Genomic DNA, 15,725 nt, shown 5'->3' with positions numbered 1-15,725 from the left:
GGTCAGTCGCCCCCCGGCTCACTTCGCTGCTGTGCCCGCTGGGCACGCTCTTGCGGGGACGGGCCGAACGTCTCGTCCAGCATGCCGTCGAACTGCTCGCCGGAGATCCCCAGCGCACTGTTGAACATGTCGGCCCGGCGCCCGCCGGTGCCCTCGGTGAGGACCGTGCGGCCGGTGTCCTTCCAGGTCTGCCCCATCTCCTGGCCGGCCCGCTGGAACGACTCCGGGCTGTAGTCCGGGTCCAGGTAGTCCGGCGTGAGGACGTCGCCCCAGTCCTGCCGGGCGATCTCCTCCTCGCTCGCGTGCGGGTTCCCGCCGAACAGGGCGTTGGCGCCCACCTTGAGCGTGCCCGCGAGGTACTGGTCGTGCTCCCACTGCGTACCCGCCGCCAGACCCAGCAGGTTCGCGAGCCCACTGGCGTCCCGCACCAGAGCCCGCACCCCCCACTCCCAGCGCTCGCAGAAGTCCTCGAAGTCGACCGCGAGCCCGTGGTGCCCGGCCTCCATCCCGGTCATCGCCAGCTCCGAGAACCCCTTGCCCAGCACCGAACCGGTCGCCCCGCCGAGCTCCCCCAGCCCGTCGACGGTCGAGTTCAGGCCCTTGGTGAACTCGGCGACCGACGCCTTGTCCAGACGCAGGTCCGCGCCGTCACCGCTCACACCCACACCTCCCACACCTCCCGCACCTCCCACACCTCCCACACCTCACCGACAACGACAGCGGCCCGCCGGAACGATGTCGACGACCGGCGGGAAGGGCACCGCCCTACTCTCCGTTCCGACGTCCACCGCGAGGCCGGCCGACTCGCTCAGGGCGGCACGATCTCGTCCACGATCCGCGCGCCCAACACCGCTGCGTACTGTACGGGTTGATCGCTGGGGTCGTGCTGCCGGGCGAACCAGGCCAGCGTCGTCTCGTCCGTGAACCCACAGATCCACCGCACCGCGCTCAACCGCGCCGACCACAAGCCGTCAGCGGCTATCGGCACCAGGAGAACGGAGTGCCGCATCTCGCCGACCAGCGTTCGAGGGGCGCCACCCCGCCCTTCGCTCGGCGATCCGCTCGACCCAACGCAGTTCTGGGCTGTTCCACGGTCCATCTTCCAGGTGCCGCCGGGCCGGCGTGGCTCGGGCATGATGGAGCGGCTGATCGCCATACGGATCGAGTTGACGCATCCCCAGTTCAGGGGATCGCCGGCTGCCCTCTCCCTCGCCGAACAGATCGAGGACTTCAGCGCCCTGTCTCCGGCGGGGAGGCTCGGTGCTCAGAATCCGCTGGCGATTCCGGCATGCCCCCTACCGGCCCAGCGCCGCAAGGATCACGTCCTCTCTTTCCGGTGCGATCCCGTGCTCATTCCAGCGCGGGTGCTCCACCGGCGTCCCGCCGTCGCTGAGCCACGCCCAGGTGTCCGTCACTGTCTCCAGCAGTGGGCGGCACACCAGTCCCGCAGCCTGCGCCCGCGTCGAGTCGATCTTCCAGACACCCTCGTGAGTGCGCCACAGCGGCAGCTCCGTCCACAGCTTCACGTCGTGGTACAGGAGCAGCTTGTCCGGCGCCCAGGCCAGTTGAGCATCGCTGCCTGTGACCCGTACGCAGGCCGCGAGCAAGTCACCCATCGTCTCCCGGCCGATCGGGGCGACGCAGTTGTACGCGCCGCCCCGATCGGCCGCACCCTGATCGAGTGCGAACGCGGCCACATCGCGGACGTCGATAGGCTGGATGGGCTGGTCCGGGGCGCCCGGTGCGAGCATCCGGCCGCCGTGGGCCGCTCGGTTCAGCCACCAGGGAAGCCGACCGACGTACTCGCCGGGGCCGAGGATGACGCCTGGCCGCACAATGGCCACCCGGTCTTCGCCGAACGTCGCGGTGACTGCTCGTTCGGCCCCTGCCTTCTGCCGTCCGTAGTACCAGTCCGGCCCGTTCCAATCCTGCGGGAGCCGACCGTAAGCGGCGTCGGTGTCGGGCGGCCCGTCCAGAACTACGGACTCCTCGGTCAATGGCTCGTCCGGCCATCCACGGTAGGCGTTCACGGTCGAGACATAGACGTACCGGCCGGCGACCGGTTCCAGGAGACGGGCTCCCGCAAGAACATCGCGCGGTGCCATCTCCGAGGCCGACGTGTCCACCACGGCATCCCACGGCCCCTGTCCGGCAAGCCGCTCCAGATCGGCGGCGACGGTGCGGTCACTCGGGCCGGGCCCGCTACGTGTTCACAGCAGCCCCACCGATCGCAGCGCGCGTCGCTGGAACGGGTCGGGGTGGGCCGGCCAGTAGAGGTAGCAGACGCCGCCCGTGCCGCTGCGGACCTTGCCGTTGGCGTCGTAGCGCTTGGTGCGCAGCCAGATGGTCTCCCACTCGTGGCGGCGGTAGACGCGGCGGACCGCCTCGTCGTCCGGGGAGGCGGGGTCGTTGGCGATGACGTCGCCGTCCGGGGTGAAGCCGATGACCGTCATCAGGTGGCCGGAGGTGCCGTAGCCGGCGCCGGTCAACTCTTCATCGAGGAAGGACTGCGAGGTGATGACGGGGATGCCGGCGCGGATCAGGGTCTCCACGTCGGCGAGGGAGCCGAGCCGGGTGACGGCGGCGCTCATGGCGGGGTACGTGGCCGCGTAGGCGGCGTTGAACGGCCAGTTGCCGCAGCCCTCGTACTGGTAGTCGTAGGTGAAGCGCGCGGCGTGGCAGACCTGCGGGTCCTGGATGCCGGGCTCGACCCAGGCGAGGTCGTCGGCGGTGGGTTTCCGGCCCCAGTACTCGATGATCATCTGCGATGAGGTGGGGCTGCACCACGCCTCGCCGCCGTTGTCGTACTCGGGGTACTGGCCGACGTGGATGTTCTGCGAGTAGCGCGGCACCGGAAGTTCGCGGCGCAGGCGGGGGGTGCTGGCGGGCACGGTGAAGCGGTCGGGGATGTCCGAGGCCATCGCGCCCACGCGCCACACCGTGGGGGTGCGCCGGGTGCCCGGAGCGCGGTACAGCGTCAGCCGGAGGCGGTAGGACCGCAGGCGCAGGCCGCTCGCCGCGTCGTCCACCGAGAAGGTGTCGGTCCACACGGAGCTGCGGCCGTCGCCCTGGCCGTCCACCGAGGTGCGGCGGATGTCCGTGTCGCCGGAGGCCCAGCGGCCCATCACGTACCACGGGGTCTCGGCGCCGTCCGAGTAGCGGCCGCGCAACTCGACCTGGAGCCAGGTGCCGGGCGGGGTGTGGGCGTTCCAGGAGGCGATGACCTCGGTGGCGGGGACGGCGGAGCGGTGGACGGGCGAGGTCCAGGTCGCGTACTCCCAGGCGGTGGTGGTGCCGGTGTGCGGGTCGGTGTAGTCCGTACGGCCCAGCGGGTGGGCGATGACGAGACCGGCACGGCGGCCGGGCACCGCGCGGGTGCCGGCGCCGTTGCCGCAGCGCCAGTCGGTGTACGTGGTCCAGGCGTGGTTGTCCACCGGGGTGCGGGGCGGCGCGGGCCGGTCGGCCCGGGGTGCCGCGAAGGCGGCGGACGACAGTGTGCCGGCTCCGGCGGCGGCCGCGACGGCGGCGGCGAGCACGGTGCGGCGGGATGCGGGACTGGGCATGGGCGAGACCCCCGGTCGTCGGCGGAATGGGGCTGCGGTGCACGACAGTGCGCCAACTATCGCGGGTCGCGTCCCGGTTCGGCCAGCGCTTCGGGCCGTGCCGGGCCCACCAATATTGGTCTCTGCCACTGGCGTGACCTGCGGCTGGGCCGAACGGCCGAGGGCGCGCCCGGCTCGTAGGCTGGGCGCATGAGCGACCTCGCGCCCCGGGCCGCGCTGCTGCGCGCCCTCCCCCCGTCCTGCGGCCCGGTGCGGCTGGTCGCCGTCGACGGCCACGCCGGATCGGGCAAGAGCACCTTCGCCGGCCGGCTCGCGGCGGCGCTCGGTGACGCCCCCGTGCTCCATCTGGACGACCTGGCCAGCCACGAGGAGCTGTTCGCCTGGACGGAACGGCTGCGCGACCAGGTCACGGGCCCGCTGTCGCGCGGCGAACCCGCGCGCTACGCGCCGTACGACTGGACGGCGCGGACCTTCGGGCCGCCCAGGACCCTGGAGCCCGCCCCCGTGGTCCTGATCGAGGGGGTGGGCGCGGGCCGGCGCGCGCTGCGGCCGCTGCTGGCGCGGCTGCTGTGGATGGACCTCGGCGCGCGGGAGTCCTGGGCGCGGGGCCGGCGGCGCGACGGACCGGCGCTGCGCTCCTTCTGGGACGGCTGGACGGCGGCCGAGACGGCGCACTTCGCCGCCGACCCGTCCCGCCCCTGGGCGGACGCTCTGGTACGGCAGTTGCCCGTGGGGTACGCGTGGCTGCCGGGGCCCTTGCGAGAGCGGTGCTGAACCGTTCCGTCACCGGGCGTGACCGATGCCCGCCGCCGTGCCGGGCGGCCCGAAATCGGCTCGGAACCGCCTCAACTCCGCTTGACCCGGGGGCGGTACAGGTCTTACGTTCTCAATGTGCGGCTTTTCGGAGCCCCCACAGACGCGAAGCCCCCGGTTGTTCCCCCGTGACCGGGGGCTTCGTCCTGTCCGCCGCGCGCCCCTCCCCCGCCCCGTTTCTCACCCTGGGTCACGACGCCTCCCGGGCCTGCGGCACCCTTCGTCGGATACGCACCGCACAGGTACGATGCCTCTCGGTGGGGTCAATTCCCGTCCACGGCACAGTGATTCACGCGCCTCGGCGGGCTTTCGGGCGCGGCGGGACATCCTGGGGGCACGTTTGTGGGGGACCTGATGGACTTCGGCACGCAGGGCACACAGGCCCCGGCCGACCTCGCCTGGCTGCGGGGCGTGGACGCCTACACGATGGGCGCCTATCCGCAGGCCGAGGAGGAGTTCCGCGCGGCCGTGCGCCAGGACCCCGCGATGGCCGACGCCTGGCTCGGACTGCACGCGCTGCGCGTCGACACCGCGTCGGCCCTGCTGCACATGCACCGCCACCGCGACCGCTTCGGCGAGCAGCGCACCCGTCACCGGCGCACCCTGAACTCCTGGTACTGGCTGGGCTGGTGGGTGCAGCCGGTCCTTGAGAGCCCGCGCGATCTGCTCCTGGCGCACGCCTCGCACTGGCTGGACGGCCGCCATGTGGCGGAGCTGGACCGGGCGCTGGCGGCCCTGCCCCCGGTGGAGACCGATCCCCAGGTCCGCTTCCTGCACGCCTGCCGCTCCTATCTGGTCAAGGACTGGGAGCAGCTCGTGCGCCACACCGAGCAGTTGATCGACGATCCGCTGCTGGGCATCGAGGCCGGACTGTTCGGCGGGATGGCGCGGGTGCGGCTGGAGATGTACGGGCAGGCGGAGCCGATGCTCGCCACGGCCCTGATGCGCTGCCGCAGCGAGCAGCCCCAGCGCAAGGAGCTGCGCTACTGGCTGGCCCGCGCGCACGAGGGCACCGGCCGCAGCGCCGCCGCCCTGCCGCTCTACCGGGCCGTGCACCGGATCGACCCCGCCTTCATGGACACCTCGGCGCGGCTCGCCGCCATCGCGGACTACGACGGCCTGGACGGCTCGGAGGACGTGTCGGGGCTCGCCGCGGTGTCGCTGACCGGCGTCGAGGCGGACGGGTTCTACGGCGAGGGGCAGGCGGAGAGCGCCCTGCCGCCGGGGGCCGAGCAGCCGGACGGCCGGGAGCTGCCGGCGGGCGGCGAGCCGCAGGACGCCTCCGGTGCCGCCGTCTCGCCGCTGCCCGGCGGGGTGCGGGCGAAGACCCCGGCGCGCCGGCCGTTCCCGGCCGGGCCCAGCGATCCGGCGCTGCTGGCCGAGGCGCTGGCGGAGCTGGAGCGGATGGTGGGCCTGGAGCCGGTGAAGCGGCAGGTCAAGGCGCTGTCGGCGCAGTTGAACATGGCGCGGCTGCGGGCGGGCCAGGGGCTGCCCGTACAGCCGCCGAAGCGGCATTTCGTCTTCTCCGGCCCGTCCGGCACCGGCAAGACGACGGTGGCGCGCATCCTGGGCCGGGTGTTCTACGCGCTGGGCCTGCTCGGCGGCGACCATCTCGTTGAGGCGCAACGGGCCGATCTGGTGGGCGAGTTCCTGGGCCAGACGGCGGTGAAGGCGAATGAGCTGATCGATTCGGCGCTGGGCGGGGTGCTGTTCGTCGACGAGGCGTACAGCCTGTCCAACACCGGGTACAGCAAGGGCGACGCGTACGGGGACGAGGCGCTTCAGGTCCTGCTGAAGCGGGCGGAGGACAACCGGGACCATCTCGTGGTGATCCTGGCCGGCTATCCGGAGGGCATGGACCGGCTGCTGTCCACCAATCCGGGGCTCTCCTCGCGCTTCACGACCCGGGTGGACTTCCCGAGCTACCGGCCGCTGGAGCTGACCGCGATCGGTGAGGTGCTGGCCGCCGAGAACGGGGACGGCTGGGACGAGGAGGCGCTGGAGGAGCTGCGCTCCATCAGCGGCCATGTCGTGGACCAGGGCTGGCTGGACGAGCTGGGCAACGGCCGCTTCCTGCGGACGCTTTACGAGAAGAGCTGCGCCTACCGCGATCTGCGGCTGTCGGGCTGTACGACGCCGCCGACGCGGGACGACCTGGCGACGCTGCGGCTGCCGGATCTGATGCAGGCGTACGGCGAGGTGCTGTCGGGCCGGGGGCCTGCGGGACGCGGCCCGCAGGAGCCGCCGGCGCCGTGACCCCTGCCGTAGCGCGGCGCCGCCGACCACCGGGGGGTTCCGGTGGCCGGCGGCGCCGCGGTACGGGTACAGCGACGGCTACGGGGACGGGCTCAGCCCACCAGGGCGCCCGCCCCGTCCGGATCGGTGGTCCGCTCCGCCGTGCGGCGTGGTTCCGCCACCCGGTGCGCCGGGTCGCGTACCTCGCCGACCAGCATCTCCAGCACGTCCTCCATCGCGACCAGGCCGAGCACCCGCCCGGAGGCGTCGGCGACCTGGGCGAGGTGCGTGGCGGCGCGGCGCATCACGGTCAGGGCGTCGTCCAGCGGGAGTTCGGCCCGTACGGTGGCCATCGGGCGCCACAGCTGCTGGGGCACCGCGCGCTCGCGGTCCTCCAGGTCCAGGACGTCCTTGACGTGCAGGTAGCCCATGAAGGGGCCGCCCCCGTCGGCGCAGACGGGGAAGCGCGAGAAGCCGGTCCGCACGGTCAGCTCCTCGATGCGGCGCGGGGTGACGGAGGGGTCGACGGTCACCAGCGCGGCCCGGCGCAGCAGGACGTCGGTGACCGGATGGCTGCCCAGCTCCAGGGCGTCCTCCAGGCGTTCGCGCGCCTCGGGTTCGATGAGTCCGGCCTGCCCGGAGTCCTCCACCAGGCGGTTGAGCTGCTCGCTGGTGAAGACGGCCTCCACCTCGTCCTTCGGTTCGACGCCGAAGAGGCGGAGCACCAGCCGGGCGCAGGCGCCGAGCGCGGAGGTGACCGGGCGGCAGAGCCGGGCGAAGCCGACGAGGCCGGGGCTGAGCCAGAGCGCGGTCTTCTCCGGCGCGGCCATCGCCAGGTTCTTGGGGACCATCTCGCCGATGACGAGGTGGAGGAAGACGACGAGGGCGAGCGCCAGCACGTAGCCGAGCGGGTGGACCAGCCCCTCGGGCAGGTGCACGGCGGTGAAGAGGGGCTCCAGGAGGTGGGCGACGGTCGGTTCGGCGACGGCGCCCAGGGTCAGCGAGCAGACGGTGATGCCGAACTGGGCCGCGGCCATCATCCGGGGCAGGTTCTCCAGCCCGTACAGCACCTGGCGGGCGCGGGTGGAACCGGCGGCGGCGAGGGGTTCGATCTGGCTGCGGCGCACCGAGACCAGGGCGAACTCCGCCCCGACGAAGAAGCCGTTCGCCAGGACGAGGAGTCCGGCGAGGAGCAGTTGGACGAGGCTCATCGCGCGGCCTCCAGGACGGCGGGCCGCGCGGGGTCCGCGGCGGCCGGCACGGCCACCCGGACGAAGCGGACCTTCTCGGCGCGGTAGTGGCCGACCTGGCGGACGGAGATCCGCCAGCCGGGGAGTTCGGCGCGGTCGCCGGGGGCGGGGATGCGGCCCAGCAGGTCGGCGACGAGTCCGGCGACCGTCTCGTACGGGCCGTCGGGCACGTCCAGTCCTATGCGGCGCAGGGTGAGGACCCGGCAGCTGCCCTCGGCGTCCCAGGCGGGCCGGCCGTCCTCGGGCGGGGCGGGGGCCAGCTCGGGGCGGTCGGCGCCCTCGGCGTCGTGCTCGTCGCGGACCTCGCCGACGAGCTCCTCGATGATGTCCTCCAGGGTGACGACCCCGGCGGTGCCGCCGTACTCGTCGACGACGACGGCGATCGGCTGCTCGTTGCGCAGCCGCTGGAGGAGCTGCTCGACGGGCAGGGTCTCGGGCACCAGGAGCGGCGGCACGGCGATGCGGCCCGCGGTGGTGCGCAGCCGGTCGGGGGCCGGGACGGCCAGGGCGTCCTTGAGGTGGATCATGCCGACGACCTCGTCGATGCGCTCCCGGTAGACGGGAAAGCGGGAGAGGCCGGTGGCGCGGGTGAGGTTGAGGACGTCCTCGGCGGTGGCGGAGGTCTGCAGGGCGCTGACCTTCACGCGCGGGGTCATGACGTGCTGGGCGGTGAGCCCGGCGAGCGACAGGGTCCGTACGAAGAGGTCGGCGGTGTCCTGTTCGAGGGTGCCGGCCTCGGCGGAGTGCCGGGCGAGGGAGACGAGTTCGCCGGGGGTGCGGGCGGAGGCCAGTTCCTCGGTGGGTTCGACGCCCAGCAGGCGTACCAGCCGGTTGGCCGCGGTGTTCAGGGCGCCGATGACCGGCCGGAAGAGGCGGGTGAAGCGGGCCTGCGGTCCGGCGACGAACCGGGCGACCGTGAGCGGGCGGGAGACCGCCCAGTTCTTCGGGACGAGTTCGCCGATGACCATCTGGACGGCGGCGGCGAGCAGCATGCCGGTCACCACGCTGACAGTGGGGACGGCGCCGTCGGGCAGGCCGGCCGCGGCGAAGGGGCCGTCGAGGAGCTGGGCGAGGGCCGGTTCGGCGAGCATGCCGACCACCAGGGAGGTGATGGTGATGCCGAGCTGGGTGCCGGAGAGCTGGAAGGAGAGTTCGCGCAGGGCGTCGGTGACCGATCGGGCCCGCCGGTCGCCCTCGGCCGCGGCGCGCTCGGCGTCCGCGCGTTCCACCGTGACGAGGCCGAATTCGGCCGCCACGAAGAATCCGTTGGCGAGGATGAGAAGGAATGCCGCGGTGAGCAGCAGTAGGGGGGTTGTCATGCCGCCGCCTCCGCTGAGGGGGCGGCGCAGGTACTACCGGACGATCCGTCCATTGCTGGAGGGAGTCACTCCTCGGGTCGCAGGAAAAGCCCCGCCGGCCGGGTGGGCCTTCGGGCGGGGCGGGGCGCGCACGGGGCGCCGCCGTTCTCCAGAGTAAACAACGGGAGGCCCTGTGGGGCAGGGGGCTCAGCCGTTGTCCGTGCCCGTGCCGCGGTTCTCGGCGAGGGCGCGGAGCGCGCGGGCGTCCCGGATGGCCTGCTGCTTGGCGATGCCGGGCTGGATGCCGAGGGCGGGCATGCTGGTGCCGTCGCTGAGGTCGAGGAAGACCCACGGATCGCCGACGCGCAGGTTGACGCGGACGATCTGGGCCCAGGACAGCCGGCGGCTGCGGGTGAGGTTGACGACGGTGACGCCCTCCTCGTCGGCGACGACCTTGGGCCGGCTGAGCAGTGCGAGGACGCCGAAGAAGAGGAGGGCGGTGAAGACGAAGCTGATCCGCTCTCCCCCGCTGAGCTGTTCGAGGGTGAAGGCGACGACGGTGATGACGGCGAACATCACCGCCCCCACGGTGAGCAGGACCATCCGGGTGCGGGTCGGCCGGAAGGTGACCGGCAGGGCCGGGGGGCCGGGCGGGGGCGTGGGGGCTGGCATCGTGCTCTTCTTCCGTCTCCCGCCGTCAGAGACGGCAGGCGTGGATCGCGGTGGTGAGGATGGCGCGGGCGCCGAGGTCGTACAGGTCGTCCATGATCCGCTGTGCCTCGGCGGCGGCGACCATGGAGCGGACGGCGACCCAGCCCTCGTGGTGCAGCGGGGAGATGGTCGGCGACTCCAGGCCGGGCGTCAGGGCGACGGCGCGCTCCAGGTGCTCGACGCGGCAGTCGTAGTCCATCATCACGTAGCTGCGGGCGACCAGGACGCCCTGGAGGCGGCGCAGGAACTGCTGGACCTTGGGTTCCTCGGCGGGGGCGCCGGTGGAGGGGGTCCCCCCGGGCGAGTCGGTTCGAGCCTGGGGGAGGATGACGACGGCCTCGGAGGTCATGATCGGTTCGCCGATGATTTCGAGGCCGGCGTTGCGCAGGCTGGTGCCGGTCTCCACGACGTCCGCGATCACCTGGGCGACGCCGAGTTCGATGGCGGTCTCGACGGCGCCGTCGAGGTGGACGACGGAGGCGTCCACGCCGGAATCGGCGAGGTGCTTGGCGACGATGCCCTCGTAGGAGGTGGCGATCGTCAGGCCGCCGAAGTCCTGCGGTCCGGCGACGGTGCCGGGCTTGGCGGCGAAGCGGAAGGTGGAGCGGGCGAAGCCGAGCCGGAGGATCTCCTCGGCCTGGGCGCCGGAGTCGAGCAGCAGGTCGCGGCCGGTGATGCCGATGTCGAGACGGCCCGAGCTGACGTAGATGGCGATGTCGCGGGGGCGCAGGTAGAAGAACTCGACCTCGTTGGCGGGGTCGACGAGGACGAGTTCCTTCGACTCCTTGCGCTGCTTGTAGCCCGCCTCATGGAGCATCGCCATCGCAGGCCCGGAGATGGCTCCCTTGTTGGGGACGGCGATGCGCAGCATGAGGTCGGGTTTCCTTTGCGGAGGGTGGGGCGGGACGGGTAGGGGGGGTGCGGGGTCCGGCTCAGAGGTGGGCGTAGACGTCGTCGAGGGAGATCCCGCGCGCGACCATCATCACCTGGACGTGGTACAGCAGTTGCGAGATCTCCTCGGCGGCGGCGTCCTTGCTCTCGTGCTCGGCGGCCATCCAGACTTCGGCGGCCTCCTCGACGACCTTCTTGCCGATGGCATGGACCCCCTTCTCCACCAGCTCGGCGGTGCGGGAGGTGGAGGGGTCGCCGTTGGCGGCCTTGAGCTGCAGCTCGGCGAAGAGCTCTTCGAAGGTTTTGTTCGCCATGATGTGCTCAGAATACGGGGTGCCGGGCCCGTACTCAGCGCCAGGGTTCGCTGACCGAGCGCAGTGTGGCGGCGGTGGCGACGGCGGCGGTGACCGCTTCGTGCCCCTTGTCCTCGTTGGACCCTTCGAGTCCGGCGCGGTCGAGCGCCTGTTCCTCGGTGTCGCAGGTGAGGACGCCGAAGCCGACCGGGACGCCGGTGTCGACGGCGACCCGGGTCAGCCCGGCGGTGACGCCGTGGGACACGTACTCGAAGTGCGGGGTGCCGCCGCGGATGATCACGCCGAGGGCGACGATCGCGTCGTAGCCGCGGCCGGCCAGCACCTTGGCGACGACGGGCAGCTCGAAGCTGCCGGGGACGCGGAGCAGGGTCGGCTCGTCGATGCCCAGCTCGTGCAGGGCGCGCAGGGCGCCGTCGACGAGTCCGTCCATGACCTTCTCGTGCCACTGTGCGGCGACGACCGCCACACGGAGGTCACCGCAGTTGCGTACGGACAGTTCGGGTGCGCCCTTGCCGCTCATGTCTCTCCTGCTTCTCTGTACGGGTGACGTGTTGTGGTGCCGGTGGTGCTACTGGTTGCCGCAGGTCGACGCGGTGGCGGCGTCGAGCCAGGGCAGGTCGTGTCCCATGCGGTCGCGCTTGGTGCGCAGGTACCGCAGATTGTGCTCGCCGGCCTGGACGGGCATCGGCTCGCGGCCGGTGACGGCCAGGCCGTGCCGGGTGATGGCGGCGGTCTTCTCCGGGTTGTTCGTCATCAGCCGCAGGCTGTGCACGCCGAGGTCCTTGAGGATCTGGGCGCCGGCGGCGTAGTCGCGGGCGTCGGCGGGCAGGCCCAGTTCCAGGTTGGCGTCGAGGGTGTCGACGCCGCGCTCCTGGAGTTCGTACGCGCGCAGCTTGGAGAGCAGGCCGATGCCCCGGCCCTCGTGGCCGCGCAGATAGACGACGACGCCGCGGCCCTCCTCGGTGACGCGGCGCATGGAGGCGTGCAGCTGGGGGCCGCAGTCGCAGCGTTCGGAGGCGAAGATGTCGCCGGTCAGGCACTCGGAGTGGACCCGGACCAGGACGTCGTCGCCGCCGGCGAGGTCGCCGTGGACGAGGGCGACGTGTTCGACGCCGTCCGTGGTGGAGCGGTAGCCGTACGCGGTGAAGGCGCCGAAGCGGGTCGGGAGCCGGACCGCGGCCTCGCGCCGGACGGTGGGTTCGCTGGTGCGGCGGTAGTCGATCAGGTCCGCGATGGAGATGATCGTGAGGCCGTGCTTGCGGGCGAATGGCACCAGCTGGGGCAGCCGCAGCATGACGCCGTCCTCGCCGGCGATCTCCACGATGGCCCCGGCGGGCCGCAGTCCGGCGAGCCGGGCCAGGTCCACGGCGGCCTCGGTGTGGCCGTTGCGCACGAGCACGCCGCCGGGGCGGGCGCGCAGCGGGAAGATGTGGCCGGGGCGCACGAAGTCGCCGGGGCCCGCGGTGCCGCCGGCCAGCAGGCGGAGCGTGGTGGCGCGGTCGGCGGCGGAGATGCCGGTGGAGACGCCGTGGGCGGCGGAGGCGTCCACGGAGACGGTGAACGCGGTCTGCATGGACTCGGTGTTGCGGCCGACCATCTGGGGCAGTTCGAGCCGTTCCAGCTCGTCGCCCTCCATGGGCGCGCAGATCAGGCCGCGGCACTCGCTCATCATGAAGGCGATGATCTCGGGGGTGGCCTTCTCGGCGGCGATGACGAGGTCGCCCTCGTTCTCGCGGTCCTCGTCGTCCACGACGACGACGGGCCGGCCGGCGGCGATGTCGCGGACGGCCTGCTCGACGGGGTCGAGGGCGAGGTCCTCCTCGGGCGTCCGGTGTTCCGGGTGCAGCCAGGTGGGCTGGGCGGTCATGCCGTGACTCCTTCCAGTACGGGTGTCCGCGTACGCAGCCACCAGTCGCGCATCCCCCACAGGACGAGGGCGCCGTAGACGACGTAGATGAGACCGGAGAAGGCGAGTCCGCTGTGGAAGTTCAGCGGGACGCCGACCAGGTCGACCAGAAGCCAGGCGAACCAGAACTCGACCATGCCGCGGGCCTGGGCGAGCATCGCGACGAGGGTGCCGGCGAAGATGTAGGCGTCGGCCCACGGGCTCCAGGAGAGCGAGGGGAAGGCGGTGAACAGGCCGCCGACCGCGAGGGTGCCGAGGGCGGCCCCGCCGGCCAGGTAGCCGCGTTCGCGCCAGGTGGCGAAGCGGACCGCGAGGGTGCCGTCCTGCGCCTGGCGCCGGCCCCGGGTCCACTGCTGCCAGCCCCAGACGGCGACGGCGATGACGATGAGCTGCTTGCCGACGCTGCCCGCCTGGTGGACGGAGACGTTGGCGGCGACCAGCACGACGCCGGACAGGAGCTGGGCGGGCCAGGTCCAGATGGAGCGCAGCCAGCCCAGGGTGAGGGCGATCAGGCCGACGGTGTTGCCGATCATGTCGGACCAGATGATGTGCTGGCCGAGGAGGGTGAACGCCTCGGAGTTCAGCCAGTGCACGGCGCTCACTTCGCGTCCTCTCCGGGCTCCGGCGCGCCGGCGCCGAGCAGCCGCTCGACGTACTTCGCGATGACGTCCACCTCCAGGTTGACCGGCTCGCCGGGCCCCTTGAGGCCGAGCGTGGTCAGGGCGAGGGTGGTGGGGATGAGGCTGATGGTGAAGTGGTCGGGGGCGGCGTCCACCACGGTCAGGCTGACGCCGTCCACGGTGATCGAGCCCTTCTCCACCACGTACCGGGAGAGGTGCGCGGGCAGCGACACCTTCACGACCTCCCAGTTCTCGGAGGGGGTGCGCTCCAGGATGCGGCCGGTGCCGTCCACGTGGCCCTGGACGATGTGGCCGCCGAGCCGTCCGCCGAGTGCCATGGGACGTTCGAGGTTGACGCGGGAGCCGGCGGTCAGGGCGCCGAGGCTGGAGCGGTTCAGCGTCTCGGCCATCACATCGGCGGTGAACTCGTGCTCGCCGAGGTCCACGACGGTCAGGCAGACGCCGTTCACGGCGATCGAGTCGCCGTGCTTGGCGCCCTCGGTGACGACGGGGCCGCGCAGACGGAAGCGGGAGGCGTCGTCGAGCCGCTCGACGGCGGTGACCTCGCCCAGTTCTTCGACAATTCCGGTGAACACTCAGTTTTCCTTCCGGGTGCGGCCGGGAACGGCGGTGACGCGCAGATCGGGGCCGATGCGAACGGTCTCCGTCACGTCGAGGCGCAACGCCTCGGCGAGCGTGTGGATTCCGGCGTCGGCGAGGGCGGCGGGGCCCGCGCCGAGGAGGACGGGGGCGAGATAGCCGACGACCTTGTCGACGAGTCCCGCGGCGACGAAGGCGCCGGCCAGGACCGGGCCGCCTTCGAGGAGTACGGAGCGCACGCCGCGCCCGTGGAGGGCGGCGAGCAGGGCGGTGAGGTCGAGGCCGGGCCCGGCGGGGGCGGGCGGGAGGCGCAGGACGGCCTCGGCGGGCAGGTGGCGCGCGTCGGCGTCCTCGGCGACCGCGATCAGGGTGGGCGCGGTGGTGTCGAGGACCCGGGCGCCGGGCCGTACGGCGGTGGCGCGGGTGTCCAGGACGACCCGCAGGGGCTGGACGGCGCCGTCGATGCCGCGCACCCCGAGCTGGGGGTCGTCGGCGCGGGCGGTGCCGGAGCCGACGAGCACGGCGTCCGCCTCGGCGCGCAGCCGGTGGACGTCGGCGCGGGAGGCGGCGGAGCTGATCCAGCGGCTGGTGGCGTCGGCCGCGGCGACCCGGCCGTCCAGGGTGGCCGCGTACTTCCAGGTGAGGTGCGGGCGGCCCCGGCGCACGGAGGTCAGCCAGGCGGCGTTGCCGGCCTCGGCCTCGGCGGCCAGGAGGCCGGACTCGGTGCGGACGCCGGCGGCGCGCAGGGTGGCGGCGCCGCCGGTGGCCTGCGGGTTCGGGTCGCCGACCGCGTACACGACGCGGGCGATCCCGGCGTCGACGAGTGCTCGGGAGCAGGGGCCGGTGCGGCCGGTGTGGTCGCAGGGTTCCAGGGTGACGTAGGCGGTGCCGCCCCGGGCCCGGTCGCCGGCCGCGCGCAGGGCGTGGATCTCGGCGTGCGGGCCGCCGGCGCGCTGGTGGAAGCCCTCGCCCGCGGGCTGTCCGGCGGCGTCGAGGACGACGCATCCGACGACCGGGTTGGGGCTGGTGGAGCCGAGGCCGCGGGCGGCGAGCGCGATGGCTCGGCGCATGGCGGTGATGTCGGCTGCGGTGTCCACCGGGTCCTCCTGCCTCTTCGGGCACGGACTCCGGGGCCTGTCGATAACGACAGAAGAAGCGGGACGCACGACAGGGGACGCCGGATGCCGGAGAACACGGATGGTCCGGTTGCCCGGAAAACCATCCGCCGACGGCGGCGTACCCGCGAAACGGCCCGCCGCGCACTGCCTCCCATCCGGACTTTAACCGTCGGTCCAGGAATCTCACCTGGTCAACCGGCCGCTGGATGCGGACGGGTCGCGGACTATAACCGCCGGTTCGGAATTACACCGACCCCGGAGTGCGCTGCTGCTGGTACAGGGTCAGTGTGCCACGTTCGGGCGCGGCCCATACGGGCGAACGCTGTGGAGTGGCTCACAGACGCCGCGTGACAAGGGTCTTTTCGGACACCTGGACAGGAAAGAACCACGATTGGTCCAGACCTAT

Annotated in this window: 16 protein-coding genes and 1 riboswitch; of the genes, 2 read left to right on the top strand and 14 right to left on the bottom strand. The window is 72.7% G+C overall.

Features of this window, described 5'->3' with window-relative positions; genetic code table 11:
- Positions 1 to 2: 2 nt before the first annotated feature.
- From DNK56_RS13990 to DNK56_RS13975, 4 genes are all read right to left on the bottom strand, one after another.
- On the bottom strand, positions 3 to 659 hold the full coding sequence (locus DNK56_RS13990) for a hypothetical protein (RefSeq protein ID WP_111333968.1): 657 nt from the start codon (positions 657 to 659) through the stop codon (positions 3 to 5).
- Between the two features lie 149 nt (positions 660 to 808).
- Complete coding sequence (locus DNK56_RS35925) at positions 809 to 1,156, bottom strand: hypothetical protein (RefSeq protein ID WP_241989864.1); 348 nt, start codon at positions 1,154 to 1,156, stop codon at positions 809 to 811.
- Between the two features lie 139 nt (positions 1,157 to 1,295).
- Positions 1,296 to 2,105 (bottom strand): NAD-dependent epimerase/dehydratase family protein, encoded by an 810-nt coding sequence (locus tag DNK56_RS13980; RefSeq protein ID WP_342211063.1) that lies wholly within the window; start codon positions 2,103 to 2,105, stop codon positions 1,296 to 1,298.
- A gap of 105 nt (positions 2,106 to 2,210) precedes the next feature.
- Positions 2,211 to 3,563, bottom strand: a complete 1,353-nt coding sequence (locus tag DNK56_RS13975) for a peptidase C39 family protein (RefSeq protein ID WP_111333966.1) — start codon at positions 3,561 to 3,563, stop codon at positions 2,211 to 2,213.
- Positions 3,564 to 3,752: 189 nt separating this feature from the next.
- Between DNK56_RS13975 and DNK56_RS13970 the strand changes: the two genes are divergently transcribed.
- On the top strand, positions 3,753 to 4,337 hold the full coding sequence (locus DNK56_RS13970) for a uridine kinase family protein (protein ID WP_111333965.1): 585 nt from the start codon (positions 3,753 to 3,755) through the stop codon (positions 4,335 to 4,337).
- A 393-nt stretch (positions 4,338 to 4,730) separates the two neighbouring features.
- Positions 4,731 to 6,632, top strand: a complete 1,902-nt coding sequence (locus DNK56_RS13965; RefSeq protein WP_111335786.1) for an AAA family ATPase — start codon at positions 4,731 to 4,733, stop codon at positions 6,630 to 6,632.
- Between the two features lie 92 nt (positions 6,633 to 6,724).
- Here the strand turns inward: DNK56_RS13965 and DNK56_RS13960 are convergent, their stop codons facing one another.
- The 10 genes from DNK56_RS13960 to ribD all read right to left on the bottom strand — a co-directional run bounded on the left by DNK56_RS13960 (position 6,725) and on the right by ribD (position 15,298).
- Positions 6,725 to 7,822 carry a hemolysin family protein gene (locus DNK56_RS13960; RefSeq protein ID WP_111333964.1) on the bottom strand — a complete coding sequence of 366 codons (1,098 nt, stop codon included), beginning with the start codon at positions 7,820 to 7,822 and terminating at the stop codon, positions 6,725 to 6,727.
- A complete protein-coding gene (locus DNK56_RS13955) occupies positions 7,819 to 9,180 on the bottom strand; it encodes a hemolysin family protein (RefSeq protein ID WP_111333963.1) in 1,362 nt (453 codons plus the stop codon). Before DNK56_RS13955 ends, DNK56_RS13960 begins: the two co-directional genes overlap by 4 nt.
- Before the next feature lie 186 nt (positions 9,181 to 9,366).
- Positions 9,367 to 9,831, bottom strand: coding sequence for a PH domain-containing protein (locus tag DNK56_RS13950; protein WP_111333962.1), 465 nt, complete (start codon positions 9,829 to 9,831; stop codon positions 9,367 to 9,369).
- Between the two features lie 25 nt (positions 9,832 to 9,856).
- Positions 9,857 to 10,741, bottom strand: coding sequence for an ATP phosphoribosyltransferase (gene hisG / locus DNK56_RS13945; RefSeq protein ID WP_111333961.1), 885 nt, complete (start codon positions 10,739 to 10,741; stop codon positions 9,857 to 9,859).
- A gap of 61 nt (positions 10,742 to 10,802) precedes the next feature.
- Positions 10,803 to 11,075, bottom strand: coding sequence for a phosphoribosyl-ATP diphosphatase (locus tag DNK56_RS13940; protein WP_018103937.1), 273 nt, complete (start codon positions 11,073 to 11,075; stop codon positions 10,803 to 10,805).
- 34 nt (positions 11,076 to 11,109) lie between these two features.
- The gene (gene ribH, locus DNK56_RS13935; RefSeq protein WP_111333960.1) at positions 11,110 to 11,595 is read right to left on the bottom strand and encodes a 6,7-dimethyl-8-ribityllumazine synthase; all 486 of its coding nucleotides are present in this window, start codon (positions 11,593 to 11,595) and stop codon (positions 11,110 to 11,112) included.
- Between the two features lie 48 nt (positions 11,596 to 11,643).
- Positions 11,644 to 12,942: a bifunctional 3,4-dihydroxy-2-butanone-4-phosphate synthase/GTP cyclohydrolase II gene (locus DNK56_RS13930; RefSeq protein ID WP_111333959.1), complete on the bottom strand. Its 1,299-nt coding sequence runs from the start codon at positions 12,940 to 12,942 to the stop codon at positions 11,644 to 11,646.
- Positions 12,939 to 13,583, bottom strand: coding sequence for a nicotinamide mononucleotide transporter family protein (locus DNK56_RS13925; RefSeq protein WP_111333958.1), 645 nt, complete (start codon positions 13,581 to 13,583; stop codon positions 12,939 to 12,941). The genes DNK56_RS13930 and DNK56_RS13925 overlap by 4 nt, the downstream gene beginning before the upstream one ends.
- The gene (locus tag DNK56_RS13920; RefSeq protein ID WP_111333957.1) at positions 13,580 to 14,197 is read right to left on the bottom strand and encodes a riboflavin synthase; all 618 of its coding nucleotides are present in this window, start codon (positions 14,195 to 14,197) and stop codon (positions 13,580 to 13,582) included. The genes DNK56_RS13925 and DNK56_RS13920 overlap by 4 nt, the downstream gene beginning before the upstream one ends.
- A complete protein-coding gene (gene ribD, locus DNK56_RS13915; RefSeq protein ID WP_111333956.1) occupies positions 14,198 to 15,298 on the bottom strand; it encodes a bifunctional diaminohydroxyphosphoribosylaminopyrimidine deaminase/5-amino-6-(5-phosphoribosylamino)uracil reductase RibD in 1,101 nt (366 codons plus the stop codon).
- A 158-nt stretch (positions 15,299 to 15,456) separates the two neighbouring features.
- Positions 15,457 to 15,587, bottom strand: a riboswitch (FMN riboswitch).
- Between the last annotated feature and the right edge of the window lie 138 nt (positions 15,588 to 15,725).

This window comes from Streptomyces sp. AC1-42W (genome assembly GCF_003248355.1).
Lineage (GTDB): Bacteria > Actinomycetota > Actinomycetes > Streptomycetales > Streptomycetaceae > Streptomyces.
The sequence above is the reverse complement of the archived record's forward strand: the minus strand, read 5'-3'. Positions and strand labels throughout refer to the sequence as shown.

Bases quoted from the DNA above. Each gene is read 5' to 3' on its own strand.
- DNK56_RS13960 (WP_111333964.1), bottom strand. From the start codon at position 7,822: ATGAGCCTCGTCCAACTGCTCCTCGCCGGACTCCTCGTCCTGGCGAAC.
- DNK56_RS35925 (WP_241989864.1), bottom strand. From the start codon at position 1,156: ATGGCGATCAGCCGCTCCATCATGCCCGAGCCACGCCGGCCCGGCGGC.
- DNK56_RS13940 (WP_018103937.1), bottom strand. From the start codon at position 11,075: ATGGCGAACAAAACCTTCGAAGAGCTCTTCGCCGAGCTGCAGCTCAAG.
- DNK56_RS13955 (WP_111333963.1), bottom strand. From the start codon at position 9,180: ATGACAACCCCCCTACTGCTGCTCACCGCGGCATTCCTTCTCATCCTC.
- DNK56_RS13965 (WP_111335786.1), top strand. From the start codon at position 4,731: ATGGACTTCGGCACGCAGGGCACACAGGCCCCGGCCGACCTCGCCTGG.
- ribH (WP_111333960.1), bottom strand. From the start codon at position 11,595: ATGAGCGGCAAGGGCGCACCCGAACTGTCCGTACGCAACTGCGGTGAC.
- DNK56_RS13970 (WP_111333965.1), top strand. From the start codon at position 3,753: ATGAGCGACCTCGCGCCCCGGGCCGCGCTGCTGCGCGCCCTCCCCCCG.
- DNK56_RS13975 (WP_111333966.1), bottom strand. From the start codon at position 3,563: ATGCCCAGTCCCGCATCCCGCCGCACCGTGCTCGCCGCCGCCGTCGCG.
- DNK56_RS13980 (WP_342211063.1), bottom strand. From the start codon at position 2,105: ATGGCACCGCGCGATGTTCTTGCGGGAGCCCGTCTCCTGGAACCGGTC.
- DNK56_RS13950 (WP_111333962.1), bottom strand. From the start codon at position 9,831: ATGCCAGCCCCCACGCCCCCGCCCGGCCCCCCGGCCCTGCCGGTCACC.
- DNK56_RS13930 (WP_111333959.1), bottom strand. From the start codon at position 12,942: ATGACCGCCCAGCCCACCTGGCTGCACCCGGAACACCGGACGCCCGAG.
- hisG (WP_111333961.1), bottom strand. From the start codon at position 10,741: ATGCTGCGCATCGCCGTCCCCAACAAGGGAGCCATCTCCGGGCCTGCG.